Origin of the sequence: Bacteroides sp. MSK.18.37, assembly GCF_019129155.2 — a bacterium.
GTDB classification, from domain to species: Bacteria; Bacteroidota; Bacteroidia; order Bacteroidales; family Bacteroidaceae; genus Bacteroides; species Bacteroides ovatus.
Genome location: NZ_JAHOIB020000001.1, coordinates 1,918,073 through 1,943,759, shown reverse-complemented (window position 1 = coordinate 1,943,759; position 25,687 = coordinate 1,918,073). Strand labels below are relative to the sequence as shown.

The window sequence follows — 25,687 nt, the reverse complement described above, 5'->3', positions numbered from 1 at the left end:
ACTGAATTAGAGAAGATATGAAAAATAATACGTCAGCTTCTTTGTTTCCTAAGGAGCAAGTAATAGAAAGTTTGAAACAGTCATTCGTGAAATTGAATCCTCGGATGATGATCAAGAATCCGATAATGTTTACGGTGGAAGTGGCGACAGCGGTTATGTTTCTCGTAACACTTTACTCTATTGTAAATTCTTCGCAGGGTTCGTTTGCTTACAATATTGCCGTGTTTATTATTCTGTTTATAACCTTGTTGTTTGCCAATTTTGCTGAAGCTATTGCGGAGGCACGTGGTAAAGCACAGGCTGATAGCTTACGTAAGACTCGTGAAGAGACACCGGCAAAGAAAGTAGAAGGTAATAAAATTGTTACTATCAGTTCTTCACAGTTGAAAAAAGGAGATGTATTTGTGTGTGATGCCGGAGATGTGATTCCGTCTGATGGTGAGATTATTGAAGGTCTGGCTTCTATTGATGAAAGTGCTATTACCGGTGAATCTGCTCCGGTGATTCGTGAAGCAGGTGGAGACAAGAGTTCGGTAACTGGTGGTACGAAAGTGTTGTCTGATCATATAAAGGTGATGGTGACTACCCAACCGGGAGAAAGTTTTCTTGATAAGATGATCGCATTGGTGGAAGGTGCTTCCCGTCAGAAAACCCCGAATGAGATTGCATTGACTATTTTGCTGGCAGGTTTTACGCTTGTTTTCGTCATTGTGTGTGTGACTTTGAAACCATTTGCCGATTATAGCAACACGGTTATCACCATTGCTTCATTAATTTCTTTGTTTGTGTGCCTGATTCCTACAACTATTGGCGGACTTCTTTCGGCTATTGGTATTGCTGGTATGGATCGTGCACTTCGTGCTAACGTAATTACTAAATCAGGTAAAGCAGTAGAAACTGCTGGTGATATTGATACGTTACTGTTGGATAAAACAGGTACTATTACCATTGGTAACCGTAAAGCAACTCACTTCCATACGGCTCCGGGCGTTGATTTACATGATTTTGTAGAAACTTGCCTGTTGTCTTCTTTGTCTGATGAAACTCCGGAAGGTAAATCAATTGTAGAGTTAGGACGTGAATCTGGTATTCGTATGCGTAGTTTGAATACGACTGGTGCTCATATGATAAAATTTACAGCTGAAACTAAATGTTCCGGTGTTAACTTGGCTGATGGTACACAGATTCGTAAAGGAGCTTTTGATGCTATCCGTAAAATTGTAGAAAGTGCCGGAAACAAATTTCCGAAAGAAGTGGAAGAGGTAATTTCTACTATTTCAAGTAATGGTGGTACTCCATTAGTAGTATGTGTAAACCAAAATGTTGTAGGAGTTATTGAATTGCAGGATATTATCAAACCGGGTATTCAGGAGCGTTTTGAACGTCTGCGTAAAATGGGTGTAAAAACGGTTATGGTAACAGGTGATAACCCGTTGACTGCTAAATATATTGCAGAAAAAGCCGGTGTGGATGATTTCATCGCTGAAGCTAAACCGGAGGATAAGATGGAATATATCAAGAAAGAGCAACAGGCTGGTAAGTTGGTTGCGATGATGGGTGATGGTACAAATGATGCTCCTGCTCTGGCGCAAGCGAATGTAGGTGTGGCTATGAATAGTGGTACACAGGCTGCAAAGGAAGCCGGTAATATGGTTGACTTGGATAATGATCCGACAAAATTGATTGAGATTGTGGAGATCGGTAAACAATTGCTGATGACTCGTGGTACACTGACTACTTTCTCTATCGCCAATGATGTTGCGAAATATTTCGCTATTGTCCCGGCATTGTTTATGGTTGCTATTCCTGAACTGGCCGCATTAAATATCATGCATCTGCATAGTCCTGAAAGTGCTATTCTTTCAGCGGTAATCTTTAATGCGATTATTATTCCGATTCTGATTCCGTTGGCTTTACGTGGTGTGCAATACAAACCGATAGGTGCAAGTGCTTTACTTCGTCGTAATTTGCTAATTTATGGTGTAGGTGGTGTGATTGTTCCTTTTGTCGGAATTAAGTTGATTGATTTATTAGTAGGTTTATTCTTTTAATTAAATAACAATAGCAATGAAAACTTTATTGAAATCATTAAAAATAACACTTGCTTTTTGTGTTTTTTTCTCTATATTCTATATCCTCATCCTGTGGTTATTTGCACAGGTTGCAGGACCTAATAAGGGAAATGCTGAAGTAGCTACACTGGACGGGAAGGTAGTGGGAGCAGCTAATATAGGGCAGATGTTTACAAAAGATATTTATTTCTGGGGACGTCCTTCTTCTGCTGGAGATGGATATGATGCAAGTAGTTCTTCCGGTAGCAACAAAGGCCCTACGAACCAGGAATATCTGGATGAGGTGAAAACTCGTATCGATACATTTCTTGTACATCATCCTTATTTGAGCCGTGCGGATGTACCTGCAGAGATGGTTACGGCCAGTGGTTCAGGACTTGATCCTAACATTACTCCTCAATGTGCCTATGTGCAAGTGAAAAGAGTGGCACAGGCACGCGGATTAACAGAAGAACAAGTTAGAGCAATCGTGGATAAAAGTATAGAAAAACCATTTTTGGGATTTCTGGGAACCGAAAAGGTAAACGTCTTGAAATTGAATATCGCTTTAGAGGAAAGCAATAAGTAGATGAAGATTGAGCAGCGTTCCTGTCCGGGCCGTTTGGGTTATACCACGGTTCAAATTAACAGGGTTGGATGGGGCGCTGCTTTTTTACGGAAACATAAAATAGAAAATAAGATAAGAAGTATGAAAAGTTTTTTTAGTAAAAAGAGTTTTTTAGGCACAATGGCTGTAGCAGCCGTTTGTATGTTAGGAACAACTAATGCACAAGCACAAGAGTTTACTATACAAGGTGATTTGGTAAGTTCGTATGTATGGCGTGGTATTTATCAGGGGGGAGCCGCTTCTTTTCAGCCGACTTTGGGATTTAGCGTAGGTAATTTCTCGCTTACTGCATGGGGATCAACTAGTTTGAGTGAGAGCAATAAAGAAATTGACCTGACTGCAGCTTATAAGTTCGGTGAAGCAGGACCGACACTTTCTGTAGCCACTCTTTGGTGGGACGGACAGGCTGATGTTGCTAATGGAGAATATACAAACAACTATTTCCATTTTAAGAGCGGAGAAACCGGACATCATTTTGAAGCAGGATTAGCTTATACACTTCCCATTGAGAAGTTTCCATTGTCTATTGCATGGTATACTATGTTTGCCGGAGCTGACAGAAAGATTAATGATAAAGGTGAAGATAAGCAGGCATATTCTTCCTATGTAGAACTGAACTATCCGTTCAGCGTGAAAGGGGTTGATCTGAATGCTACGTGTGGTATGGTTCCTTATGAGACACCACAGTACTATGTGAATGGTTTTGCCGTGACTAACCTCGCTTTGAAAGCAACGAAAGCAATAAATTTTAATGATAAGTTTTCATTGCCTATATTTGTACAGGCTATATGGAATCCACGTTTGGAGGATGCTCATTTAGTATTTGGCGTAACTTTAAGGCCATAAAATAAACTCATGAATTTTTGTGAAACCCGTAGTGATCGTGATGATTACTACGGGTTGGAATGTTTAAAATAACAGATAAAATATGGATGATAGAGAACAAAGTGTACAGCATTTTCTGGATCTGATAAAGAGATCCCAGCGGGGTAAATTTAAAGTTTACATTGGTATGATAGCCGGAGTGGGAAAATCATATCGTATGCTTCAGGAGGCGCATGAACTGCTGGAAAATGGTGTGGACGTGAAAATCGGCTATATCGAGACTCATGGACGCGCCGGGACGGAAGCGATGCTACAAGGACTTCCTGTCATTCCGCGACGTAAGATCTTCTACAAGGGAAAGGAGTTGGAAGAAATGGATTTGGATGCCATTATCCGTCTTCATCCCGAAATTGTGATAGTGGATGAACTAGCACACACCAATGTGGAAGGGAGTCTGAATGAGAAACGTTGGCAAGATGTAATGACATTGCTGGATGAAGGAATCAATGTGATTTCGGCAATTAATATTCAGCACATTGAAAGTGTGAATGAAGAAGTACAGGAGATTACGGGTATTGAAGTAAAAGAACGGGTCCCCGATAGTGTGATTCAGGAAGCGGATGAGGTGGTGAATATTGATTTGACAGCAGAAGAACTAATCACTCGGTTAAAAGCGGGAAAGATTTATCGTCCGGAAAAGATTCAGACTGCGCTCGATAATTTTTTCCGTGCAGAGAATATATTACAATTGCGTGAGTTGGCTCTGAAGGAAGTAGCTCTTAGGGTAGAGAAGAAGGTGGAGAATGAAGTGGTGATGGGAGTAGCTGTCGGGTTGAGGCATGAAAAATTTTTGGCATGTATCAGTAGTCATGAGAAAACACCGCGACGAATTATCCGAAAGGCAGCGCGATTGGCAACGCGATATAATACGACTTTCATTGCTTTGTATGTGCAAACTCCGAAAGAGAGTATGGATAGGATTGATTTGGCCAGGCAGCGTTATCTGTTGAACCATTTTAAATTGGTAACGGAATTGGGGGGAGAAGTGTTGCAGGTACAGTCTAGAGATATCTTGGAGAGTATTGTAAAGGCATGTAAAGACAAGCAGATTTCAACAGTTTGTATGGGATCACCTGACTTGAGATTACCGGGAGCCATCTGTTCCGTATTGAAATATAGAAGATTTTTAAATAATTTGTCGCAAGCTAATATAGATTTGATTATACTTGCATAATATTAATCCGTATGAAAGTTATGAATATTAAAACGAAACTGGTGCTAGGCATTGGGATGCTGGCAGGAATGATAATTTTGCTGGTAACACTTTCTGTAGTTAACCTTCAGATTTTGACAGCAACGGAACCTGATAGTCCTGCTGCTATGCCTGGGTTAGAGCGAGCTTTATTGTGGATTTCTATCACTGGGGGTATTTGTATATTTACTGGATTGGGTTTGTTGTACTGGCTACCACGTAGTATTAGCAAACCTGTGAAGGAATTGAAAGATGGTATTCTTGAAATAGCCAATCATAATTATGAGAAACGTCTCGACATGAGTGACAATGAAGAGTTCCGTGAAGTGGCTGACAGTTTCAACCGGATGGCGGAACGTTTGACAGAATATCGTGCAAGTACTTTGTCGGATATTCTTTCAGCTAAAAAGTTTATAGAGGCTATTGTTAATAGTATTGACGATCCGATTATCGGTCTGAATACGGAACGTGAGATTTTGTTTATCAATGATGAAGCATTAAGTATCCTGAATATGAAACGGGAAAATGTGATTCGTAAATCGGCAGAGGAACTTTCTTTGAAGAATGACTTGCTCCGCCGGCTAATTCGTGAGTTGGTGACGCCAAGTGATCAGAAAGAGCCTTTAAAGATTTATGCAGATAATAAGGAAAGTTATTTCAAGGCTTCCTACATTCCGATTAACAATACAGATGCGAAGAAGGATGAATCAAAAAAGTTAGGAGATGTGATTTTATTGAAGAATATAACCGAGTTTAAAGAGCTTGATTCGGCAAAAACTACTTTTATCTCTACGATTTCACATGAACTGAAAACTCCGATCGCTGCTATCATGATGAGTCTTAACCTATTGGAAGATAAACGGGTAGGAGCCTTGAATGATGAGCAGGAGCAACTGTCCAGAAGTATTAAAGAGAATAGTGAGCGTCTACTTAGCATTACGGGGGAACTGCTGAATATGACTCAGGTAGAAGCCGGTAAGCTCCAATTGATGCCAAAGATTACGAAACCGATTGAATTGATTGAATATGCAATTAAGGCTAATCAGGTGCAAGCTGACAAATTCAATATTCAAATTGAAGTGGAATATCCGGAAGAAAAAATCGGCAAACTGTTTGTTGACAGTGAAAAAATAGCATGGGTATTGACAAACTTATTGAGTAACGCCATACGTTATTCAAAAGAGAACGGTCGTGTGATTATCGGTGCCAGACAGGACGGAAATATAATCGAATTGTATGTGCAGGATTTTGGAAAAGGCATTGATCCGCGTTATCATCAAAGTATATTCGATCGTTACTTCCGTGTTCCGGGTACGAAAGTACAAGGTAGTGGTCTGGGATTATCTATTTCCAAGGATTTTGTGGAAGCTCATGGTGGTACGTTGACAGTAGAGAGTGAATTGGGTAAGGGTAGCCGGTTTGTGATGCGGTTGAAAGCGTAGATTTTAAAAGGTTGTATGGAAGAATCAGGTTATTGCTATCCGGCTGCGTACTATGTTGTTTCAGTTCTTTTTGGAATACTATAGTTGTAAGAAAAACGCTACTCTGTTCTGAAACTTTAGAGAATCAATGCATTATAGTCTCTCTAAAAATCTTTATATTTGCAGACCGTTTGGAAAATGATAGTGAATAATAACAATACAATAACTTAAAAACAACCAAAATCAGATGAAGCAGGATATGATTGTTATCCTTGACTTGGGTAGTCATGAGAATACGGTATTGGCTCGCGCCATCCGTGCATTAGGAGTTTATAGTGAGATTTATCCTCACGATATCACAGTAGAAGAACTGAAAGCATTGCCCAATGTAAAGGGTATTATTATCAATGGTGGCCCGAATAATGTAATCGATGGCGTTGCTATTGATATAAATCCGGCTATCTATACTTTGGGAATTCCTGTCATGGCTGCAGGGCATGATAAAGCAACTTGTGAAGTGAAGTTGGCAGAATTTACAGATGATATCGAGGCTATAAAGGCTGCAGTAAAGTCTTTTGTTTTCGATACTTGTAAAGCTGAAGCTAACTGGAACATGAAGAACTTTGTCAATGACCAGATAGAATTGATTAAGCGTCAGGTGGGCGATAAGAAAGTATTGTTGGCCCTGTCGGGTGGAGTTGATAGCTCTGTGGTAGCTGCTTTACTTCTGAAAGCTATTGGTAACAATCTGGTATGTGTACATGTTAATCATGGTTTGATGCGTAAGGGAGAGTCTGAAGATGTGGTTGAGGTATTCAGCAACCAGTTGAAGGCAAATCTTGTGTATGTAGATGTAACCGATCGTTTTCTGAATAAGTTGGCTGGTGTAGAAGATCCGGAGCAGAAACGTAAAATTATTGGTGGCGAGTTTATTCGTGTGTTCGAAGAAGAAGCGCGTAAGCTGAACGGTATTGATTTCTTAGGTCAAGGTACTATTTATCCGGATATTGTGGAAAGTGGAACGAAAACTGCTAAAATGGTGAAATCTCACCATAATGTAGGTGGTTTGCCCGAAGATTTAAAATTCCAACTTGTAGAACCATTGCGCCAATTATTTAAAGATGAAGTTCGTGCTTGTGGCTTGGAGTTAGGTTTACCTTATGAAATGGTTTACCGTCAACCGTTCCCTGGACCTGGTTTGGGTGTACGTTGTTTAGGTGCTATTACACGTGATCGTTTGGAGGCAGTGCGTGAATCCGATGCCATTCTGCGTGAGGAGTTCCAACTTGCCGGACTGGATAAAAAAGTATGGCAATACTTTACAGTAGTGCCTGATTTTAAATCTGTGGGTGTACGTGATAATGCTCGTTCTTTTGATTGGCCGGTTATTATTCGCGCTGTCAATACGGTGGATGCTATGACGGCTACTATTGAGCCGATTGATTGGCCTATCCTGATGAAGATAACAGACCGTATTCTGAAAGAAGTGAAGAATGTAAATCGCGTTTGTTATGATATGTCGCCGAAACCTAATGCGACTATAGAATGGGAATAGAAAAACTTTTTAAATGATATTTCGATAGCCTCAATTTTTTGTAAGTTGAGGCTATTTTTATTGTTCAACGTTGGCTTCTGGTAGAAATGTAATTGAAGATTTCACAATGATTTCGCGAAGAGATAAAAAGAAAAAGGCACCCAGAAGTGGAAGCCTCCCAAATGCCTTATTCTTATCAAGTAGCGGGACCCGCTACAAAACCCAATAAACAAAAGAAAATAAAAGATAGTATATAGCTGATAATCAATGTAAAATGTTTTTTTGAGTTTTCCTTTGTTGCCCTTATTTTTCATCTATTTTCGCTCTTTTGGCTACCCTTTGGCTACCCGGATAGAAAATAATATGTATCTTTGCAAATAAAGGAAACTAAAAGCAACTTGAATACTTATAAAACATGGCAGCAAAGAAAGTGGTAAGGTCTGATAATACTTATATGATAAGCACGGACGATACGGATAATCCGAAATTGGGGGCAAAGATACTCTCTGACGGTCGAGAAAGCTTGTTTCTTGATTATTATTTGGGATATATAATGGTATATGATGAGTCGAAAGATAAGACGGTAGCCAAGAAAGACAGAAAGAGAGAGGCTTTAAAACTTTATCTTTGGCAAGCTCCAAGAACCCCGCTTGAAAGACAGCAAAATAAAGAAACATTAGAACTGGCAAAAAAGATTCGGTTTGAACGCAGTCAAGAATTGTTAGAAAACATTACCGGATACAGGTTGAGGAAAGAGCGAAAGGTTAATTTTCTTGATTATTTTCAAGCATATAACGACCGATACACAAAGAAAGATGTTCGAATGATGAAAGGTGTATTAACCCGTTTTATTGACTTCCTGAAAATAGAATACCCACAATATAGTACATACATTAAGCCCGAACAAATTACAAAAGACATGGTGTCTCTTTTCGTAGAATACTTGCAGAGTAGGAGCAAGGGCGAGGGCGCATTAGATTATTATAGCAAGTTTAAAAAGGTTATCAATTACGCAGTAGATAACGATGTAATAGCAAAGAACCCGTGCAAAGGTGTTGTTTGTAAGTGCGATAAACAAGTCTTAAGAAAGGATGTTCTTTCATTAGAGGAAATGCAAGCTTTGATAAGTACGCATTATGATAACGAGAATCCCGAAATAAGGCGGGCGTTTATATTCTGTTTATATACGGGTATTCGTTTTTGTGATGTGCAGGATTTGAAATACTCGAATGTGGACTACTCAAATAAAATACTTAGTTTCGAGCAGAATAAAACAAAGGGACATAGTGCAAATAGTGGGGTTGTGATTCCTTTAAATGATGATTTGCTACAGTTGATCGGAGAACCTCATACGGAACAATACGAGCAAGAAACTATTTTCAGATTGCCAAGTGCTACAATGTGCCTTAAAGCGCTAAGGCGTTGGACTAAGCGGGCGGGGATAACCAAACATATAACTTGGCATTGTGCCCGCCATTCCTTTGCGGTGAATATCCTGAATAATGGGGCTAATATTAAAACCGTTGCAAGCTTGTTAGGGCATAGCGGATTAAAACACACGGAGAAATACACGCGCGCCGTTGACAGCTTGAAAGAAGCTGCTATAAATAGTTTACCGAAACTTAAATTGTAATGTTATGCTAGATTCCTATATTAAAATAGATGATATAAAGAAGCTGTTAGATGAAACTGTCTCTATAAACGGACTGATTAAGAAAAGCGACTTTCAAAAGGCTATAACTATGATTGAAGAATTTAGAAAGCCGGAAATTAAGCCTAAGAATAGAATAAAGAATAGGTTACATCTTATAAGTATGATCGATAGTTATAAAAAAAATATACTAGACAAAAAAGTAAAACCGGAGATAATTATATATATGGAACGCCTTACTAATATGAATTTTAGTAATAGAAGAATAGAATTATTTAAGACTGACCATTGGGGCGAAGGAGATGAAAATGAAAGAATAGACATTAGCGATATTGTGTTAGACGGAAAAGAAATAATGAAAATGCTTAATATATCAAAGCCGACCTATCTTAGATTTGAGAAATTAGGTTTATTCAAGAAATACAATTTTACGGTAAAACTTTATGTAAGCGGAACGGTTCGCCTATATCGTCATTCTCTTACTTTCTATAAATTAAGTGATATAGCCTCGAATTTATTATCTTTATAATAAGGAACTTACGAAAATAAAATCCCTCAAATCTTTACGGGAATCCCAGATTTGAGACGTTTTTAATGGTTATTGTCTCAAATTTGGGATCATAGTAAAGATTTACACGAAATACACAAAATAGTATCTAACACATTATTTCATTTGTTTTCCTTCCTCTATCTTTGTCATGTAATTACAGCCAAATATAAGGCGTGCACGCCTATTAATGAACCAAAATAAAACATTAGTAGGACATGACGACAGAAGAAAGATTATCAAAATTAGAACAGGCTATTTTATTAGCCGGATTAGGAACAAAGGAAATATTAACCTTTGATGAGGCATGCGTATTTATGGGCGTAACGCGTTCACATCTTTATAAATTAACGTCTGGCGGGAAAGTAATACACTATAAACCAAACGGGAAAATGATTTATTTCAAACGTGATGAGCTATCCGCGTGGCTTTTACAGAATCGCGTGTCTACATCGGAAGAAATCGCGATGAAGGCGACTACCTACACAATGAATCACCGGGCGAGAGTATAACAACCACACGTATTTTATTCAATGGTCGACGGCTTTAAAACAAGTAGTCTAGCCCTTGATGTGCACCAATTAGCCAATAAACTAGGTGTTGATATAAGCCCTAAAGCGGTTTATATCAACATTGAGGGGCTGATATTTGGTTTCACTGACAGAGTAGACGTAACTACGGGAGAAATCCGCAAATTATGTAATTTACACGGTAGCCTACATAAGTACGCTAACGGCGGTTTGCATAATGCCGATTCTTTCCGGCTGTCTGACTTGTGCCGTGTATTTACTGAATTGCAAAAAGTCTACGGGATTAATTCCGATATTACGCGGCTTTATAGCGTCGAATTTGGCATAAATTTAAAACTACCCTATGATCCGCAACGAATATTGAAAGCGATAAGAATGTACAAGGGTTATACATTTACTCCGATAGGAAAGATAGGGTTTATCTATGAAGCCGATTCGTATAAGCTAAAAATATACGATAAGGGAAAACAGTGCGGCGTATCGGGCTTTGATAGTATTCTACGTATTGAGATAAGCGCAACAAATACATATTTAAAGAAAAAGCACATCTATACGCCAATGTTGGGATACTTGCTTAGTGTCGATGTTTGGGAAAGGTTTGAGGCTCTTTTGCTCGATACGTTGGAAGATGTTGTAATTGTTGAGGCTGTACCATTGGAAGGATTAAGCAAGAAAGAACGAGATTTATTTGCGTTATTTCTTGGTGATGATTGGCAAGCACTTGACAAGGTTAAACGATGCAGGATGAAAAAGAAGTTTATTGCATTAGCCGAACGGATCGGAGCTACACAGATAAAAGAGAATTTAAAAAATCTCATTTCAATAGAATGTAAGTATCTGCGAGACATGGATAACGAAAAGTGCAACCAAAACGGAGTTTTTGCAAAGGAAAATTTCGATGATAAAGTAAATGAAAGCAACAATATCCAACAGGAACGAAATGCCAAAAGTGCAACCGAAACGGCGTTTTTGTATGCCTCATCAAATAGTGAAAAGTGCAACCAAAACGGAATTAAGATAAAGGGCGTTTTGGTTGCATTTTCATCACCGGAAAACGAACCACCGCCAAACGCCAACAACCCGCCGTTATTCAATGCGAAAAAGTACGACATCAATTCAAACACCGGAAAATGTAGAGGAAAACCGCCCGATCCGGAAGGATTCGATACAGGATGAGACAACCAAAGATTAATCAAAACGATATATTCACTCAATAAAACACGTTAAAACTATGGATGCAATAAAGAAAGCCGAACGGCGCAAAGCGATGGGAGAAACAAAGAAAGTTCCGGTACGTATCGACCCCAAGCAATGGGAACGACTCGACGAAATCCGCAAAAAGTTCAAGTTTAAAAGCAATTACGAAATCATGCAGTACATTTTATCCTGCTTTCTTCGTGTTGCCGATCCGGACAATGATACGGAGATTGAACCAGTGCCGGAAGAAATCGAAATGATGTTTAGTGATTTGTCCGACTCTGAAAGGCATTTCGAGTATGTGAAGCCGAAACGCTCCATGAATCACGATTCTTTAAACAGCAGTAAACACAATTTAAAATCAAATTAAGATGAACGAGATCACTATTTTCAAAAATGAGAGATTCGGAGAAGTAAGAACCGCAACAAGTGAAAGCGGAGAACCTTTATTTGCGGCTGTAGATGTGGCGCGAGCATTGGGATACGCAAATACTAGGGATGCGATTAGTAAGCATTGCAAGCGAGTGACAAAGCGCGACGGGGTCTCTCGCACAACCAATCAACACGGCGTAGTAACGAATCAGGTAGTAGAAATGTCATTTATCAATGAGGGCGATGTTATTAGATTAATAATGCGATCCAAATTACCGCAAGCGGAAGCCTTTCAAGATTGGGTATGTGAAGAGATATTGCCAAGTATTCGCAAACATGGCGCGTATATGACGCCCGAAACTGTTGTGCAGATGTTCCAGAATCCGGACGCCCTGATACAGTTACTCACCACCCTAAAGAGCGAGCAGGAACAAAACGCCTTGCTCCGTGCACAAAGAGAGGCTAACGCAAAAGCTATCGAAGCGATGCAGCCAAAAGCGGAGTATTTCGATACTGTGTTATCTTCGTCGTCTCTGATTACTACCAACACGATAGCCGCAAAGTTGGGAATAAGTGCCCAAAGGTTAAATAAATTCCTGTGTGAATCAGGAATACAGTATAAACAAAGCGGTTTGTATTTTCTATACTCCGACCTTCGCGGAAAGGGATTAGAAGGTTATCAAACATTTGCCCGCACCGATTCAAGAACAGGTGAAATTAAAACGATAGAGCACATGTATTGGACGGAAAAAGGCGTATATTTTATTATTAATTTATATCAGGAAACGACATCTAAACTACTGAATTAAAGATGAGTAATGATAAATTTCACTACCCCCAACGGTCACCCCCACCCGAAAAAAATATCCCGCGTGTAAAAAGATGGGGTGAAGTGGGTTTCACAGAGTCGCGTCAAAAAATAAAAATCATGCCCCCTTGCCATAACTCGAAGCATCCGCACCCGCTTTGTATCGTTCATCACCGAATACGAAGCCATGAGACAACCGAACGCCTCGCCATCTATCGAGTTATCACACAAAGAAAGATAATTCCGCTACGGGCTTGTATTTGCGTAGCAACATGAAGCGAACCGAACCAAACAAGCGAGACAAAGAAAAGTGTATCAGGTCGAAACGTTTTGTTATTTTCCGGCGTGCCCTGATTAAATCCAAAGCAAACCGGGACAAAGCGAGGGACAGCAAGCGGGACAGGTTGCAGCCGTTTTATCCTGCTATTTATCAACATGTTTCCGCTTTAAGATGGAACGTTCCGGGACAGGTCGAGGGACAGGATAAGAGACAGACAGACACGCAAATCAATCAACTAAGCAAGCAACGGGCGACCGGATAGCTTGCACCAAAGTAGCTTACTACGATTTTTTCGTACTTCGCTACTGACTACCGCAACAACTACCGTAAATTTTACGGTAGATAGTACGCCCGTAATAGTTGCAGCGTCTACTACTGTAAAATTTACAGCCAATCAGATAGCCAATCAGATAGCCAATGTGACAGCCAATCAGACAGCCCAAATTATCCCTTCTTCTTCAATGTTTCATTTATATTTTTGAGGTGATATACAACACTGTTTTTATAGTCATTAGGAGGACTTGAATAATTTTGAGCATCCATTTCCTTAAATGAAAGTTTAAACCTAGAGCGTATTTCTGTTCCTAATATATCCTCGCAGATTATATCAAATTCGACATAGGCATCTTCACGCGAAAAGTCAAAACTTCCGCAACTAGTTAAGATGTAATACTGCAATTTGTATTGTGGAGGAAACACATTTATTCCTGACTTAAAAATTCCCCTATTACAAAGTGGATCACCTTTAATCCATTCGAAATCTTTATATATTTCACACTTTACGTTTCTCGCCACTCCTTCACCTATATTAGTAATATAAAGAATTAGTGTTCCGCTTCCGTGAATTTCTGTTGTAGACAAATACGCCACAATATTAGGAGTTATTTTTTGCAATCGTGTAGCCTTGCTTTCTTTAAGCATTTTATAATTTATCACTGTATAGACCGCCGTACAAATCAACAACATTAAAGGAAGGATTATACTAGCTATGAATTGAGTGTGTGTAGTATCCATGGTATTATAAAAAATTATAGTTCTATTTTGATATTGATATTCTTTCCGCAGTGCGGGCACGTGATTCCGGTTGTGTTGTTCTTTGGTTGGTCGAATAACTCTGTAATGTTCACGCCTAAAGCGGTGGCAATCTTTTCGAGGGTTTCAAGAGTGGGGTTTCCATTAATAGCACGGCTTAAACTCTCCCTTTTCATTTCCATATTATCGGCAAGCTCTTGAATGGTAATTCCTTTCTCCTTGCAAATTTCTTTAACTCTTAGATTCATATTAATGTGATATTAAATGTTACTGGCACAAATATACAACAATGTGTCGTATGTTATCACGAATATCTATATTAAGTAACGTTAAATATCAATTGTTTTCTTTCCTATACTTTGTAGATGTGATATTAAACGTTACTTTTGCAATATCAAAGTAACATTAAATATCACACAACATGAAAGTCTACAATTTAAGCGAAATAATGAAATCAGCTCACACGATGAGAAAGTTTAGACCGGAAAAGTATCCGACCTTCTCGGAAGCATTGAAAAAGGCTTGGAAAGTTGCGAAGTTCAACAAAGAAATAGCAGACCGTAGAGCCGAAACAATCGCTTATCACGAAGCGAAGAAACAAGAAGCGCAGGAACTAGCCGCCCGTATCGCCCGTATCGAATCAGAGACAGCCGCCCGTATCGCAATGGAAGTAGAAGCTGCAAAGCGTGAACGTGAAGAACGTGCCGCAAAGGTCGAGGCTGAATGTCTAGCATACGGTTACGGTCGCGGCGAGCATTATTCATCTTTTAGCGGATGGGGAAATTATTGCGGTGATTGATTATTAACGAACTAAATACATATTCAAATGAAAGAACTAGAGATCAGTATTAAACAGGATTCGGGTATGTGGCGAATAACAGTTAGTTGCGAGGCGAATCTAGCAAATGCGGGAATTATAAAGAATCTATTCGGGTGCCTACGGGAAGATAACGGCGTAATTCGTTCCGGTCTGCTTACTCCCAATGTAATGAAGTTAATTAGTATACAAGCCGAACTATTAAGTTACTCAATATGAAAGCGATTTATTTACTCGGACTAATAGCGGGCGCGGTCCTGCTATTTGCCACGGAAGCGGAGACAGCCGCACCGAATATAACGGGGCTTACGTTGTGTGTAGCCTCATCTTATAAACTCGATTTATTCACATCTAACAAAATATAAAATCATGGAAGAAGTAGTAATTTTGGACGCGGACGGTCGCCCAGTGAAAGGTATGCAACTTGATAGAAACACAATTCATCTAGGCGAAGCAAACGGCGGCTATATGGGTTGTACTAAGGAGAGTGTAATCGAATTACAACAGGAGCGGTTAGAACGTTTCACGAAGAACCGGAAAGCACACCAAAAAGAGTGCATGAGTGCGGCGTGTGACATTACCCCTATTATGTTGGCGGGGTTTGATAATCCATACGACGAAATACACAATCTAATATTACAGGGATATAATAACGTTATAGAGGCGCAAGGTTTGTTTTATCGGGTGGTTAATCAAGATGCAGAGATGAGGCGTTTACGTAGGCGAGTAATCGAGGAAATGACAGCGAAGGAACTTGCGACAGAGTTTATTCTATCATCTGGGAATGTCGAAGCGTTTAGAAAGTTCTGTGAGGAAAGAACCGGAAATACGCCGGGTGATAGAGAGGAAGCGGGAAAGGTTCGGTTATTTGTTCGGTAATATAATAAGGTGGTATATCAAAGTAAGGATAAATTAGTAAGAGGCAACCGGATCGGTGAGCCTCTTTTTTTGCGTCTGTTGGTTGTTCTACAAATAAAAAACCGCCCAAGAGTGGAAGCCTCCCAAACGGTTATTCTTATATACCAAAAGTAGTAGTTATGTTGTTTTTGGCTACCCTTTGGCTACCTGTTTAAATGAAAAAACCTCTGTATCAGAGGCTTAACGGGTATCTTTGGTAGCGGGACCCGGGATTGAACCGGGGACCTCATGATTATGAATCATGCGCTCTAACCAGCTGAGCTATCCCGCCATCGTTTCTCGATTGCGGGTGCAAAGATAGATGATTTTTTATAATCTCCAAAACAATTCATAACTTTTTTGTGTTTTTTCTTTAATACGGGCCTTGATTTTCCCTATAAATAGGGAGTTTGATGCCCGATAATGAAAGAATAATTAATAAAGTGTCTGATTTATGCAGCGTATTTAGAAAAAAGTATTTATCTTGGCACACGTAAAAACAATTCGAAATTGCTATGAAAAAGGAAAAGATTCATTTGGAGTATTTGTTGAATGCAACATCTAAAAATATTCTTTGGGGAGCTATTAGTACACCGACCGGGTTGGAGGACTGGTTTGCAGACAAAGTTATTTCTGACGATAAAATAGTAGAGTTTCATTGGGGGAAGACAGAACAGAGGAAAGCAGAGATTATTGCTATTCGCTCTTTCTCTTTTATCCGCTTCCGTTGGCAGGATGATGAAAACGAACGCGATTATTTTGAAATCAAGATGACTTATAATGAGCTGACTAGTGACTATGTGCTGGAAATTACCGATTTCGCAGAGCCGGATGAAGTAGATGATATGAAAGAATTGTGGGAGTCGCAAGTAGCTAAATTAAGAAGAACTTGTGGTTTTTAGTTAACTTTCAACTAAAAATTTTCGATGCTCCTTTTTTTGTGCTAATTTTGCATCCTAATTGCACGAACCTATTAAGATGCTACGCATAAAGAAATTAGATATATTCATCGTAAAGAGTTTTTTGATGCTCTTTATTGGTACATTCTTCATCTGTCTGTTCATATTCATGATGCAGTTCCTGTGGAGATATGTAGACGAATTGGTCGGAAAAGGGTTGGAGATGAGCGTTATGGCTCAATTCTTCTTTTATTCCGCATTAACATTAGTGCCAGTATCGTTGCCATTGGCAGTGTTACTGGCTTCTTTGATTACTTTCGGTAACTTTGGCGAGCGTTATGAATTACTTGCAATGAAAGCTGCGGGTATTTCTCTACTTAAAATCATGCGTCCGCTCGCTTTCTTTGTTTGCGGACTTGTCGGTGTCTCATTCTATTTCCAAAATGTTGTTGGTCCTATCGCCCAGGCTAAGCTGGGAACCCTGATTCTTTCGATGAAACAGAAATCTCCGGAGTTGGACATTCCGGAAGGAGTTTTCTATTCTGAAATCAAGGACTATAATTTAAAGGTAGCTAAGAAGAACCGGAAGACCGGTATGCTATATGATGTGCTGATTTATAGTATGAAAGATGGCTTTGAGAAAGCACGTATTATATATGCTGATTCCGGGCGTTTGGAGATGACCGCGGATAAACAGCATCTTTGGCTGCATTTGTATAGCGGAGATTTATTTGAGAATCTGAAAGCTCAAAGTATGAAATCGGAGAATGTACCTTATCGACGCGAGGAATTCAGGGAAAAACATTCCATTATTGAGTTTAATTCCGATTTCAATATGGTTGACGGTGAGATTATGGGTAAGCAGTCCAGTGCTAAGGATATGGCGCAGTTGCAAAGCTCTATCGACTCAATGACGGTAGTGGGAGATAGTATCGGACGACAGTATTACAGGGAAGTGGCAGAAGGAAATTTCCGTCCTTCTTATGGATTGACAAAAGAAGATACGGTCAAAATAGAAAAGGCGGATATCCATGAATATAATGTGGACAGCCTTTACGAAGTAGCCTCTTTAACGCAGAAACAGAAGGTGCTTTCTTCTGCTGTCAGTCGGGCGGAGAATGTGGCCAACGATCTTGGGTTCAAGAAATTCACGATGGAGAACAACGATTATAGTATTCGCAAACATAAGACGGAATGGCATAAGAAGATAACGATTTCACTCTCTTGTCTGCTGTTCTTCTTTATCGGAGCTCCATTGGGTGGAATCATCCGCAAAGGAGGGTTGGGAATGCCGGTAATTGTATCCGTGTTGGTATTTATTATTTACTATATCATTGATAATACAGGATATAAAATGGCCCGTGACGGTAAGTGGATAGTATGGATGGGAATGTGGACAAGTAGTGCGGTCCTTGCCCCATTAGGAGTTTTCCTTACCTATAAATCGAATAAGGATTCTGTTGTGCTTAATGCAGATGCCTATATCAACTGGTTCAAGAAGATTATGGGAATCCGTAGTGTACGCCATATATTTAAGAAAGAAGTGATTATCCATGATCCTGATTATCCACGTCTGACTGGTGATTTGGAACAACTCACAGCAGAGTGCAGAGCGTATGCTGCCAAGAAACGATTGGAAAAAGCACCCAATTACTTTAAATTGTGGATGTCAAGCGAAGATGACAACGAAGTAATGGCTATCAATGAGAAGCTGGAAGCGTTGGTTGAAGAAATGTCCAATACGAAATCTGCCACTTTGATCGGTGCATTAAACAATTATCCGGTTATTTCCGTTTCTGCCCATGTGCGCCCGTTCCATATATATTGGTTGAATTTGGTAGCCGGAGTCATTTTCCCTATCGGTTTATTTTTCTATTTCCGCATCTGGGCGTTCCGCGTTCGTCTGGCTAAGGATATGGAACGGATTATAAAGAACAATGAACAAATTCAATTCATCATACAGAAAATCAATAAATAAGTGTTATGAAAGAGACTATTAAAATGGATAGAATAGAGGATGCGATTGCCGACTTCAAAGAAGGCAAGTTTGTCATAGTAGTGGATGATGAGGACCGCGAAAATGAAGGCGACTTGATTATTGCCGCTGAAAAGATAACTCCCGAGAAAGTGAATTTCATGTTGAAGCATGCGCGTGGGGTGCTTTGTGCACCTGTCACAGTGTCTCGTTGCAAGGAGTTGGATTTGCCGCATCAGGTAAGTGACAATACTTCCGTGTTGGGAACTCCTTTTACGGTTACCATTGACAAACTGGAAGGCTGTACAACAGGTGTTTCTGCTTCCGACCGTGCCGCTACTATTCAGGCGTTGGCCGATCCTACTTCTACACCGGCAACCTTCGGTCGTCCCGGACACATCAATCCGTTATATGCACAAGAAAAAGGAGTGCTTCGTCGTGCCGGACATACGGAAGCTACGATTGACATGGCTCGTCTGGCAGGACTTTACCCTGCAGGTGCCTTGATGGAAATCATGAGTGAAGATGGAACAATGGCACGTTTGCCCGAACTCCGTCAGATGGCAGATGAACATGGACTGAAACTGATCTCTATCCATGACCTGATTGTCTATCGTTTGAAACAGGAATCCATTGTGGAAAAAGGAGTGGAAGTAAATATGCCTACTGAACACGGGATGTTCCGTCTGATTCCTTTCCGCCAGAAATCAAACGGATTGGAGCACATGGCTATATTTAAAGGTACGTGGAGTGAAGACGAACCTATCCTGGTACGTGTTCACTCATCTTGTGCTACAGGAGATATCCTTGGTTCGCAGCGTTGTGACTGTGGCGAACAGTTGCATAAAGCGATGGAAATGATCGAAAAAGAAGGAAAAGGTGTAGTGGTTTATCTCAATCAGGAAGGACGCGGCATCGGTCTGATGGAAAAAATGAAAGCATACAAGCTCCAGGAAGACGGTATGGATACCGTTGATGCGAATATTTGCTTAGGACATCTTGCTGACGAACGTGATTATGGAGTAGGCGCACAAATCCTTCGTGAACTGGGAGTACACAAAATGAGACTTTTGACAAATAATCCGGTGAAACGTGTTGGTTTGGAAGCATACGGATTGGAGATAGTAGAAAATGTACCTGTTGAAACAGTTCCTAATCCGTATAATGAACGATACTTGAGAACAAAGAAAGAAAGAATGGGGCATACTTTACATTTTAATAAGTAAATTGCTAATTTGTTTTCATATATCAAATATTATCGCTTATTTTGCAACGATTTTCACTCAACAACAATAAAATAGATACAAAATGAATCAATTATCAGATCGTTTGAACAGCTTGTCGCCATCGGCGACGCTTGCCATGTCGCAAAAGAGCAACGAACTCAAGGCACAGGGTGTTGATGTTATTAACTTAAGTGTAGGAGAACCGGATTTTAATACTCCTGACCACATCAAAGAAGCTGCGAAAAAAGCCATAGATGATAACTTTTCTCGTTACTCTCCGGTACCGGGTTATCCGGCTTTGCGCAATGCTATTGTTGAGAAACTGAAAAAAGAAAACGGTCTGGAATATACAGCCGCTCAAATTTCGTGTGCCAATGGTGCCAAACAATCTGTTTGTAATACCATCCTTGTATTGGTAAATCCGGGTGACGAAGTCATCGTGCCGGCTCCTTACTGGGTAAGTTACCCGGAAATGGTGAAAATGGCAGAAGGTACTCCCGTAATTGTTTCGGCAGGTATCGAACAAGATTTCAAGATTACTCCTGAACAGCTGGAAGCAGCCATCACTCCGAAAACGAAAGCGTTGATTCTTTGTTCCCCGTCCAACCCGACAGGTTCTGTATATACAAAAGAAGAATTGGCCGGACTGTCTGCTGTATTGGCTAAACATCCGCAGGTAATCGTAATCGCTGACGAGATTTACGAACATATCAATTATATCGGCGCACATCAAAGTATCGCTCAATTCCCTGAAATGAAGGAACGTACAGTGATTGTAAACGGTGTATCCAAAGCGTATGCTATGACAGGATGGAGAATCGGTTTTATTGCCGGTCCGGAATGGATTGTAAAAGCTTGCAACAAGTTGCAAGGTCAGTACACTTCAGGTCCTTGCTCTGTTTCTCAAAAAGCTGCTGAAGCTGCATATACAGGAACACAAGAACCGGTAAAAGAGATGCAGAAAGCATTCGAACGTCGTCGTGACCTGATTGTGAAGTTGGCTAAAGAAGTTCCGGGATTTGAAGTAAACGTTCCGCAAGGTGCTTTCTACTTGTTCCCGAAATGCGATACTTTCTTTGGAAAGAGCAACGGCGAACGTAAGATTGCAGATTCGGATGATTTGGCAATGTACTTACTTGAAGAAGCTCACGTGGCTTGTGTAGGTGGTACCTCTTTTGGTGCTCCTGAATGTATCCGCATGAGTTATGCTACAAGCGATGAAAATATCGTAGAGGCTATCCGTCGTATCAAGGAAGCATTAGCTAAATTGAAATAAGAGTTCACCACAGATTACACGGATGAACACAGATTAAAAGATTTTTTTATTGTTCAATATATGTTTAAATTGTAATTCCCTTGCTGCAATATGTTGTAGTGAGGGAATTACAATTTAGTTGAATATAAATAACCTGTGTCCATCTGTGTAATCTGTGGTGAAGACAAGAAATAAAAAAAGCTGCCTTCCGTAGAAAGCAGCCTGTACATTTTTTGTAGCTTGTATTATTCAGCCGGGTGAATTGCTTCAGACGGACAAACGTCTGCGCAAGTACCACAGTCAGTACATACATCTGGGTTGATAGAATAGATATCACCTTCAGAGATAGCTTCTACCGGACACTCGTCAATGCAAGTTCCGCAAGCAATACAATCGTCACTAATTACGTAAGCCATTTTTCTAAGATTTAAATTATTAGTACTAATTTCTTCGGCAAAAATAAGGCTTTTATTGATTAGTTGTTATGCTTCGATGATTAAATTGACTTAATTTGTACGTCTTCTAAATAAGCAACCTCCCTATAATCTGCTATATTTTTCGTATTTTTGCACTCAAATTACTAATATATAGCGATTATGCCTTTAAATTTACCCGATAAACTACCTGCGATAGAGCTTTTGAAGGAAGAAAATATTTTTGTGATCGACACTTCCCGCGCTACGCAGCAAGATATTCGTCCGCTACGGATTGTGATTCTGAACCTGATGCCGTTGAAGATTACAACGGAAACAGACTTGGTGCGCTTACTTTCGAATACACCTCTTCAGGTGGAGATTTCGTTTATGAAGATCAAGAGCCACACGTCGAAGAATACACCGATAGAACACATGAAAACGTTCTATACGGATTTCGATCAGATGCGTCATGAGAAGTATGATGGTATGATTATCACCGGAGCTCCTGTAGAACAGATGGACTTCGAAGAAGTGACCTATTGGGATGAGATTACGGAAATCTTTGATTGGGCACGTACGCATGTCACTTCTACCTTATATATATGTTGGGCAGCGCAGGCCGGATTGTATCATCATTATGGAATTCCTAAATATCCGTTGGAAGAGAAAATGTTCGGCATCTTTGAGCATCGTGTACTGGAACCTTTCCATTCCATCTTCCGTGGTTTTGACGATTGTTTCTATGTGCCGCATAGCCGTCATACGGAAGTGCGCAGGGAAGATATTTTGAAAGTTCCGGAACTGACGTTGCTTTCCGAATCGAAAGAGGCCGGTGTCTATATGGCGATGGCACGGGGCGGACGTGAGTTCTTTGTCACGGGGCACTCTGAATATTCTCCGCTGACACTGGATACGGAATACCGCCGTGACTTGGATAAAGGCCTGCCAATAGAGATTCCCCGCAATTATTATATAGACGATGATCCTGAAAAAGGCCCGTTGGTACGTTGGCGTGCTCATGCCAATTTGTTGTTCTCCAACTGGTTGAACTACTTTGTTTATCAGGAAACACCTTACAACATCAATGATATTAAATGATAAAGCAGCGTAAAATAGAACTTCTCGCTCCGGCGAAAAACCTGGAATGTGGTATTGAAGCTATCAACCATGGTGCAGATGCTGTATATATCGGTGCTCCGAAATTCGGTGCCCGTGCGGCAGCTGTGAACTCATTGGAAGATATTGAAGCATTGGTGCAGCATGCTCATTTGTATAATGCACGTATTTATGTCACGGTCAATACGATTCTGAAAGAAGAAGAGTTGAAAGAGACGGAGGAGATGATTCATGCACTTTATCGGATTGGTGTCGATGCACTGATTGTACAGGATATGGGAATCACGAAACTGAATCTTCCTCCGATACCACTTCATGCCAGTACGCAGATGGACAATCGTACGCCGGAAAAAGTGAAGTTCCTTTGGGAAGCAGGTTTCCGTCAAGTGGTGTTGGCGCGGGAGTTATCGTTGCGTGAAATAAAGAAGATTTATGAAAGCTGTCCGGAAGTACCTTTGGAAGTATTTGTACATGGTGCTCTTTGTGTCAGTTATAGCGGGCAATGCTATGTTAGTCAAGCCTGTTTCGGTCGTAGTGCCAATCGTGGAGAGTGTGCACAATTCTGCCGTCTACCTTTTAGTCTGGTAGATGCAGACGGGAAAGTGATTGTCAAAGACAAACATCTGCTTTCCCTGAAAGATATGAATCAAAACGACGAATTGGAGCAACTACTGGATGCCGGAGCTTCTTCATTTAAAATAGAGGGACGACTGAAAGACGTATCTTATGTGAAGAATGTGACGGCTGCTTATCGCCAGAAACTGGATGCAATCTTTGCCCGTCGTCCGGAATATGTACGTGCTTCTTCGGGTACGTGTAGTTTCGAATTTAAACCACAACTCGATAAGAGTTTCAGTCGTGGATTCACGCATTATTTCCTGAATGGACGTGATAAAGAGATTTTCTCTTTCGATACTCCTAAGTCGCTGGGTGAAGAGATGGGAACCATGAAAGAGGCCCGGGGCAACTATCTGACAGTTGCCGGACTTAAATCCTTTAACAATGGAGACGGTGTTTGCTATATCGACGAACAGGGACGTTTGCAGGGTTTCCGTATCAACCGGGTGGACAGTAACAAACTCTATCCGCAGGAAATGCCCCGTATTAAGCCGCGTACTACACTCTATCGTAATTTCGACCAGGAATTTGAACGAATCCTTTCCCGCAAATCTGCCGAAAGGAAAATCGCAGTGAAAATCTTGCTTGCCGACAATAATTTTGGTTTCTCCCTGACATTGACTGATGAAGATGATAATAGCGTCACAATCACCCTCCCTCGTGAGAAAGAACTTGCCCGCACTCCACAGACGGACAATCTGAAAACGCAACTGTCCAAACTGGGGAATACACCTTTTGAAGCAAAAGAAATAGAAATATCCTTTACCGGAAATTGGTTTTTGCCAGCTTCGGTGTTAGCCGATTTCCGCAGACAGGCAATCGACCAATTGATAACTGCCCGTCGAATCAATTATCGTCAGGAATTGGCAGTATGGAAGCCAACGAGTCATGCTTTCCCGCAAACTACATTAACCTATCTGGGGAATGTAATGAACACCCGTGCAGCTTCTTTCTATCAGGAGCATGGGGTACAACAGGTAGCGGCAGCATACGAAAAAGAAGCAGTGGAAGATGCGGTACTGATGTTCTGCAAACATTGTTTGCGCTACAGTATGGGCTGGTGTCCTATCCATCAACGGGTCCGTTCGCCTTATAAAGAACCCTATTATTTGGTGTCGAATGACGGCAAACGTTTTCGTCTGGAATTTGATTGTAAGAATTGTCAAATGAAAGTAAAGGCGGCACAATGAGGGTAATTAATCACGGAATCATTCGTCACAGAGGACGTAGAGGAGACAATGTTTCAACTCATCCTTCCGGAACCGCTCGTTTGAACGGTTTGTGGAAGAGAGATGGAAAATTCTTCTTCATGTTCTCTGTGTCTTCTATGTCGTCCGTGTCTTATAGTAACTTTGTGTTCTCTGCATTCTCTATGGTGAAGTCTGTCATGGGCTTGCTATTGTGTCTGTTTTTGCTTTCGTCTTGTTATTATAAAACGCCTGCTTTGGATTCGGAGGAGCTGTCGAAGAAAACAAAAGATTCGCTGACTTACCTGTATGAACGCCATTATACATGGAATACAAACTTGGAAGTAGTCGATGATTCCATCTCTTTGGAATGTCTCCCGATAAAAGATACTTTTATTCAGTTGAATAGGGGGGATAGGGTAGTGGTTGCAGAGTTTGCGGTTCATCCTGCCGATAGTGTAGACAGCATTTGGGTGAAACTGGCACATACACAAGATGAACAGGGTTGGATACGTGAGAAAGAACTCAAGAAGTCATTTGCACCGACTGATAGTATTTCGCAGGCTATTCATCTTTTCAGTGATACGCATGCCTCTTATTTTGTGGTTATTTTCGCTTTGTTCGTAGGAGCTTATTTGTTTCGCGCTTTCCGTCGGAAGCAGTTGCAGATGGTTTATTTTAATGATATTGACAGTGTTTATCCCCTGTTTCTTTGTTTATTGATGGCTTTCAGTGCAACGATTTACGAATCAATGCAGGTCTTTGTGCCGGAAACGTGGGAACATTTTTATTTCAATCCAACTTTGTCACCGTTCAAAGTTCCTTTCATTCTCTCTGTTTTTCTGTTGAGTATTTGGTTGTTTCTGATAGTAGCTTTGGCGGTGTTGGATGATTTGTTCCGACAATTGACTCCCGCTGCGGCTATCTTTTATCTGCTGGGACTGATGTCCTGCTGTATTTTCTGTTATTTCTTCTTTATCCTGATGACACATATCTATATCGGTTATCTATTCCTGGCCTTTTTTATTTTGGTTTTTGCGAAGAAGGTCTATCGAAACATTGGGTATAAGTATCGTTGCGGACATTGCGGGGAGAAACTAAAAGAGAAAGGTATATGCCCCCATTGTGGAGCGATTAACGAGTAATTTTATTA

Annotated in this window: 26 protein-coding genes and 1 tRNA gene; 23 read left to right on the top strand and 4 right to left on the bottom strand. The window is 40.5% G+C overall.

Going from position 1 to position 25,687, the window contains the following annotated elements:
* Nucleotides 1-17: 17 nt before the first annotated feature.
* The 13 genes from kdpB to KSX81_RS08195 all read left to right on the top strand — a co-directional run bounded on the left by kdpB (nucleotide 18) and on the right by KSX81_RS08195 (nucleotide 13,358).
* Nucleotides 18-2,051: a potassium-transporting ATPase subunit KdpB gene (gene kdpB / locus KSX81_RS08255; RefSeq protein ID WP_004299020.1), complete on the top strand. Its 2,034-nt coding sequence runs from the start codon at nucleotides 18-20 to the stop codon at nucleotides 2,049-2,051.
* 16 nt (nucleotides 2,052-2,067) lie between these two features.
* A complete protein-coding gene (locus KSX81_RS08250; RefSeq protein ID WP_004323566.1) occupies nucleotides 2,068-2,640 on the top strand; it encodes a K(+)-transporting ATPase subunit C in 573 nt (190 codons plus the stop codon).
* Between the two features lie 120 nt (nucleotides 2,641-2,760).
* Nucleotides 2,761-3,525: a hypothetical protein gene (locus KSX81_RS08245; protein ID WP_044919531.1), complete on the top strand. Its 765-nt coding sequence runs from the start codon at nucleotides 2,761-2,763 to the stop codon at nucleotides 3,523-3,525.
* 82 nt (nucleotides 3,526-3,607) lie between these two features.
* The gene (locus tag KSX81_RS08240; RefSeq protein ID WP_004299029.1) at nucleotides 3,608-4,738 is read left to right on the top strand and encodes a sensor protein KdpD; all 1,131 of its coding nucleotides are present in this window, start codon (nucleotides 3,608-3,610) and stop codon (nucleotides 4,736-4,738) included.
* 20 nt (nucleotides 4,739-4,758) lie between these two features.
* Nucleotides 4,759-6,198, top strand: coding sequence for a sensor histidine kinase (locus KSX81_RS08235; protein WP_032852173.1), 1,440 nt, complete (start codon nucleotides 4,759-4,761; stop codon nucleotides 6,196-6,198).
* Nucleotides 6,199-6,424: 226 nt separating this feature from the next.
* Complete coding sequence (gene guaA, locus KSX81_RS08230) at nucleotides 6,425-7,732, top strand: glutamine-hydrolyzing GMP synthase (protein WP_004299035.1); 1,308 nt, start codon at nucleotides 6,425-6,427, stop codon at nucleotides 7,730-7,732.
* A gap of 394 nt (nucleotides 7,733-8,126) precedes the next feature.
* On the top strand, nucleotides 8,127-9,344 hold the full coding sequence (locus KSX81_RS08225; protein ID WP_004299040.1) for a tyrosine-type recombinase/integrase: 1,218 nt from the start codon (nucleotides 8,127-8,129) through the stop codon (nucleotides 9,342-9,344).
* Nucleotides 9,345-9,348: 4 nt separating this feature from the next.
* Nucleotides 9,349-9,891, top strand: coding sequence for a hypothetical protein (locus tag KSX81_RS08220; protein WP_004299044.1), 543 nt, complete (start codon nucleotides 9,349-9,351; stop codon nucleotides 9,889-9,891).
* Between the two features lie 236 nt (nucleotides 9,892-10,127).
* The gene (locus KSX81_RS08215) at nucleotides 10,128-10,421 is read left to right on the top strand and encodes a helix-turn-helix domain-containing protein (RefSeq protein WP_004299045.1); all 294 of its coding nucleotides are present in this window, start codon (nucleotides 10,128-10,130) and stop codon (nucleotides 10,419-10,421) included.
* 21 nt (nucleotides 10,422-10,442) lie between these two features.
* Complete coding sequence (locus KSX81_RS08210; RefSeq protein ID WP_004299048.1) at nucleotides 10,443-11,615, top strand: hypothetical protein; 1,173 nt, start codon at nucleotides 10,443-10,445, stop codon at nucleotides 11,613-11,615.
* A gap of 55 nt (nucleotides 11,616-11,670) precedes the next feature.
* Nucleotides 11,671-12,006 carry a hypothetical protein gene (locus KSX81_RS08205; RefSeq protein WP_004299051.1) on the top strand — a complete coding sequence of 112 codons (336 nt, stop codon included), beginning with the start codon at nucleotides 11,671-11,673 and terminating at the stop codon, nucleotides 12,004-12,006.
* A 1-nt stretch (nucleotide 12,007) separates the two neighbouring features.
* Nucleotides 12,008-12,817: a phage antirepressor gene (locus KSX81_RS08200; protein WP_004299054.1), complete on the top strand. Its 810-nt coding sequence runs from the start codon at nucleotides 12,008-12,010 to the stop codon at nucleotides 12,815-12,817.
* A gap of 271 nt (nucleotides 12,818-13,088) precedes the next feature.
* On the top strand, nucleotides 13,089-13,358 hold the full coding sequence (locus KSX81_RS08195) for a hypothetical protein (RefSeq protein ID WP_004299060.1): 270 nt from the start codon (nucleotides 13,089-13,091) through the stop codon (nucleotides 13,356-13,358).
* A gap of 182 nt (nucleotides 13,359-13,540) precedes the next feature.
* On the opposite strand, the gene KSX81_RS08190 is transcribed toward KSX81_RS08195, so the two are convergent.
* Both KSX81_RS08190 and KSX81_RS08185 read right to left on the bottom strand, forming a co-directional pair.
* Nucleotides 13,541-14,110, bottom strand: coding sequence for a hypothetical protein (locus tag KSX81_RS08190; protein ID WP_004299062.1), 570 nt, complete (start codon nucleotides 14,108-14,110; stop codon nucleotides 13,541-13,543).
* Between the two features lie 14 nt (nucleotides 14,111-14,124).
* Complete coding sequence (locus tag KSX81_RS08185; protein WP_004299064.1) at nucleotides 14,125-14,376, bottom strand: helix-turn-helix domain-containing protein; 252 nt, start codon at nucleotides 14,374-14,376, stop codon at nucleotides 14,125-14,127.
* Between the two features lie 218 nt (nucleotides 14,377-14,594).
* Here KSX81_RS08185 and KSX81_RS08180 point away from each other — a divergent pair, with 218 nt between their 5' ends.
* The 3 genes from KSX81_RS08180 (at nucleotide 14,595) to KSX81_RS08170 (ending at nucleotide 15,824) form a co-directional block, all read left to right on the top strand.
* Entirely contained in the window at nucleotides 14,595-14,927 is a 333-nt protein-coding gene (locus KSX81_RS08180) for a hypothetical protein (RefSeq protein WP_224440853.1), read from the top strand.
* A 27-nt stretch (nucleotides 14,928-14,954) separates the two neighbouring features.
* A complete protein-coding gene (locus KSX81_RS08175) occupies nucleotides 14,955-15,164 on the top strand; it encodes a hypothetical protein (protein WP_004299070.1) in 210 nt (69 codons plus the stop codon).
* A gap of 150 nt (nucleotides 15,165-15,314) precedes the next feature.
* Nucleotides 15,315-15,824, top strand: a complete 510-nt coding sequence (locus tag KSX81_RS08170; RefSeq protein WP_004299075.1) for a hypothetical protein — start codon at nucleotides 15,315-15,317, stop codon at nucleotides 15,822-15,824.
* 233 nt (nucleotides 15,825-16,057) lie between these two features.
* Here KSX81_RS08170 and KSX81_RS08165 read toward each other — a convergent pair.
* Nucleotides 16,058-16,134 (bottom strand) — tRNA-Met (locus KSX81_RS08165).
* A 223-nt stretch (nucleotides 16,135-16,357) separates the two neighbouring features.
* Between KSX81_RS08165 and KSX81_RS08160 the strand changes: the two genes are divergently transcribed.
* The 4 genes from KSX81_RS08160 (at nucleotide 16,358) to KSX81_RS08145 (ending at nucleotide 21,218) form a co-directional block, all read left to right on the top strand.
* Nucleotides 16,358-16,744: an START-like domain-containing protein gene (locus KSX81_RS08160; protein ID WP_004299081.1), complete on the top strand. Its 387-nt coding sequence runs from the start codon at nucleotides 16,358-16,360 to the stop codon at nucleotides 16,742-16,744.
* Between the two features lie 76 nt (nucleotides 16,745-16,820).
* A complete protein-coding gene (locus tag KSX81_RS08155) occupies nucleotides 16,821-18,719 on the top strand; it encodes an LptF/LptG family permease (RefSeq protein ID WP_004299083.1) in 1,899 nt (632 codons plus the stop codon).
* 5 nt (nucleotides 18,720-18,724) lie between these two features.
* The gene (locus tag KSX81_RS08150; RefSeq protein WP_004299085.1) at nucleotides 18,725-19,942 is read left to right on the top strand and encodes a bifunctional 3,4-dihydroxy-2-butanone-4-phosphate synthase/GTP cyclohydrolase II; all 1,218 of its coding nucleotides are present in this window, start codon (nucleotides 18,725-18,727) and stop codon (nucleotides 19,940-19,942) included.
* Between the two features lie 82 nt (nucleotides 19,943-20,024).
* Entirely contained in the window at nucleotides 20,025-21,218 is a 1,194-nt protein-coding gene (locus tag KSX81_RS08145; protein WP_004323563.1) for a pyridoxal phosphate-dependent aminotransferase, read from the top strand.
* Between the two features lie 224 nt (nucleotides 21,219-21,442).
* On the opposite strand, the gene KSX81_RS08140 is transcribed toward KSX81_RS08145, so the two are convergent.
* Nucleotides 21,443-21,613: a DUF362 domain-containing protein gene (locus tag KSX81_RS08140; protein WP_002559159.1), complete on the bottom strand. Its 171-nt coding sequence runs from the start codon at nucleotides 21,611-21,613 to the stop codon at nucleotides 21,443-21,445.
* Between the two features lie 180 nt (nucleotides 21,614-21,793).
* Between KSX81_RS08140 and metA the strand changes: the two genes are divergently transcribed.
* The 3 genes from metA to KSX81_RS08125 are packed head-to-tail and all read left to right on the top strand — an operon-like array spanning nucleotide 21,794 to nucleotide 25,679.
* On the top strand, nucleotides 21,794-22,711 hold the full coding sequence (gene metA / locus KSX81_RS08135; RefSeq protein ID WP_004299113.1) for a homoserine O-succinyltransferase: 918 nt from the start codon (nucleotides 21,794-21,796) through the stop codon (nucleotides 22,709-22,711).
* Entirely contained in the window at nucleotides 22,708-24,537 is a 1,830-nt protein-coding gene (locus tag KSX81_RS08130; RefSeq protein ID WP_115485261.1) for a peptidase U32 family protein, read from the top strand. Before metA ends, KSX81_RS08130 begins: the two co-directional genes overlap by 4 nt.
* Nucleotides 24,534-25,679 (top strand): zinc ribbon domain-containing protein, encoded by a 1,146-nt coding sequence (locus KSX81_RS08125; protein WP_004326444.1) that lies wholly within the window; start codon nucleotides 24,534-24,536, stop codon nucleotides 25,677-25,679. The genes KSX81_RS08130 and KSX81_RS08125 overlap by 4 nt, the downstream gene beginning before the upstream one ends.
* The last annotated feature ends 8 nt before the right edge of the window (nucleotides 25,680-25,687 follow it).

Coding starts and splice junctions, on each gene's coding strand:
- kdpB (WP_004299020.1), top strand. CDS start 18: ATGAAAAATAATACGTCAGCTTCTTTGTTTCCTAAGGAGCAAGTAATA.
- KSX81_RS08250 (WP_004323566.1), top strand. CDS start 2,068: ATGAAAACTTTATTGAAATCATTAAAAATAACACTTGCTTTTTGTGTT.
- KSX81_RS08245 (WP_044919531.1), top strand. CDS start 2,761: ATGAAAAGTTTTTTTAGTAAAAAGAGTTTTTTAGGCACAATGGCTGTA.
- KSX81_RS08240 (WP_004299029.1), top strand. CDS start 3,608: ATGGATGATAGAGAACAAAGTGTACAGCATTTTCTGGATCTGATAAAG.
- KSX81_RS08235 (WP_032852173.1), top strand. CDS start 4,759: ATGAATATTAAAACGAAACTGGTGCTAGGCATTGGGATGCTGGCAGGA.
- guaA (WP_004299035.1), top strand. CDS start 6,425: ATGAAGCAGGATATGATTGTTATCCTTGACTTGGGTAGTCATGAGAAT.
- KSX81_RS08225 (WP_004299040.1), top strand. CDS start 8,127: ATGGCAGCAAAGAAAGTGGTAAGGTCTGATAATACTTATATGATAAGC.
- KSX81_RS08220 (WP_004299044.1), top strand. CDS start 9,349: ATGCTAGATTCCTATATTAAAATAGATGATATAAAGAAGCTGTTAGAT.
- KSX81_RS08215 (WP_004299045.1), top strand. CDS start 10,128: ATGACGACAGAAGAAAGATTATCAAAATTAGAACAGGCTATTTTATTA.
- KSX81_RS08210 (WP_004299048.1), top strand. CDS start 10,443: ATGGTCGACGGCTTTAAAACAAGTAGTCTAGCCCTTGATGTGCACCAA.
- KSX81_RS08205 (WP_004299051.1), top strand. CDS start 11,671: ATGGATGCAATAAAGAAAGCCGAACGGCGCAAAGCGATGGGAGAAACA.
- KSX81_RS08200 (WP_004299054.1), top strand. CDS start 12,008: ATGAACGAGATCACTATTTTCAAAAATGAGAGATTCGGAGAAGTAAGA.
- KSX81_RS08195 (WP_004299060.1), top strand. CDS start 13,089: ATGAAGCGAACCGAACCAAACAAGCGAGACAAAGAAAAGTGTATCAGG.
- KSX81_RS08190 (WP_004299062.1), bottom strand. CDS start 14,110: ATGGATACTACACACACTCAATTCATAGCTAGTATAATCCTTCCTTTA.
- KSX81_RS08185 (WP_004299064.1), bottom strand. CDS start 14,376: ATGAATCTAAGAGTTAAAGAAATTTGCAAGGAGAAAGGAATTACCATT.
- KSX81_RS08180 (WP_224440853.1), top strand. CDS start 14,595: ATGAGAAAGTTTAGACCGGAAAAGTATCCGACCTTCTCGGAAGCATTG.
- KSX81_RS08175 (WP_004299070.1), top strand. CDS start 14,955: ATGAAAGAACTAGAGATCAGTATTAAACAGGATTCGGGTATGTGGCGA.
- KSX81_RS08170 (WP_004299075.1), top strand. CDS start 15,315: ATGGAAGAAGTAGTAATTTTGGACGCGGACGGTCGCCCAGTGAAAGGT.
- KSX81_RS08160 (WP_004299081.1), top strand. CDS start 16,358: ATGAAAAAGGAAAAGATTCATTTGGAGTATTTGTTGAATGCAACATCT.
- KSX81_RS08155 (WP_004299083.1), top strand. CDS start 16,821: ATGCTACGCATAAAGAAATTAGATATATTCATCGTAAAGAGTTTTTTG.
- KSX81_RS08150 (WP_004299085.1), top strand. CDS start 18,725: ATGAAAGAGACTATTAAAATGGATAGAATAGAGGATGCGATTGCCGAC.
- KSX81_RS08145 (WP_004323563.1), top strand. CDS start 20,025: ATGAATCAATTATCAGATCGTTTGAACAGCTTGTCGCCATCGGCGACG.
- KSX81_RS08140 (WP_002559159.1), bottom strand. CDS start 21,613: ATGGCTTACGTAATTAGTGACGATTGTATTGCTTGCGGAACTTGCATT.
- metA (WP_004299113.1), top strand. CDS start 21,794: ATGCCTTTAAATTTACCCGATAAACTACCTGCGATAGAGCTTTTGAAG.
- KSX81_RS08130 (WP_115485261.1), top strand. CDS start 22,708: ATGATAAAGCAGCGTAAAATAGAACTTCTCGCTCCGGCGAAAAACCTG.
- KSX81_RS08125 (WP_004326444.1), top strand. CDS start 24,534: ATGAGGGTAATTAATCACGGAATCATTCGTCACAGAGGACGTAGAGGA.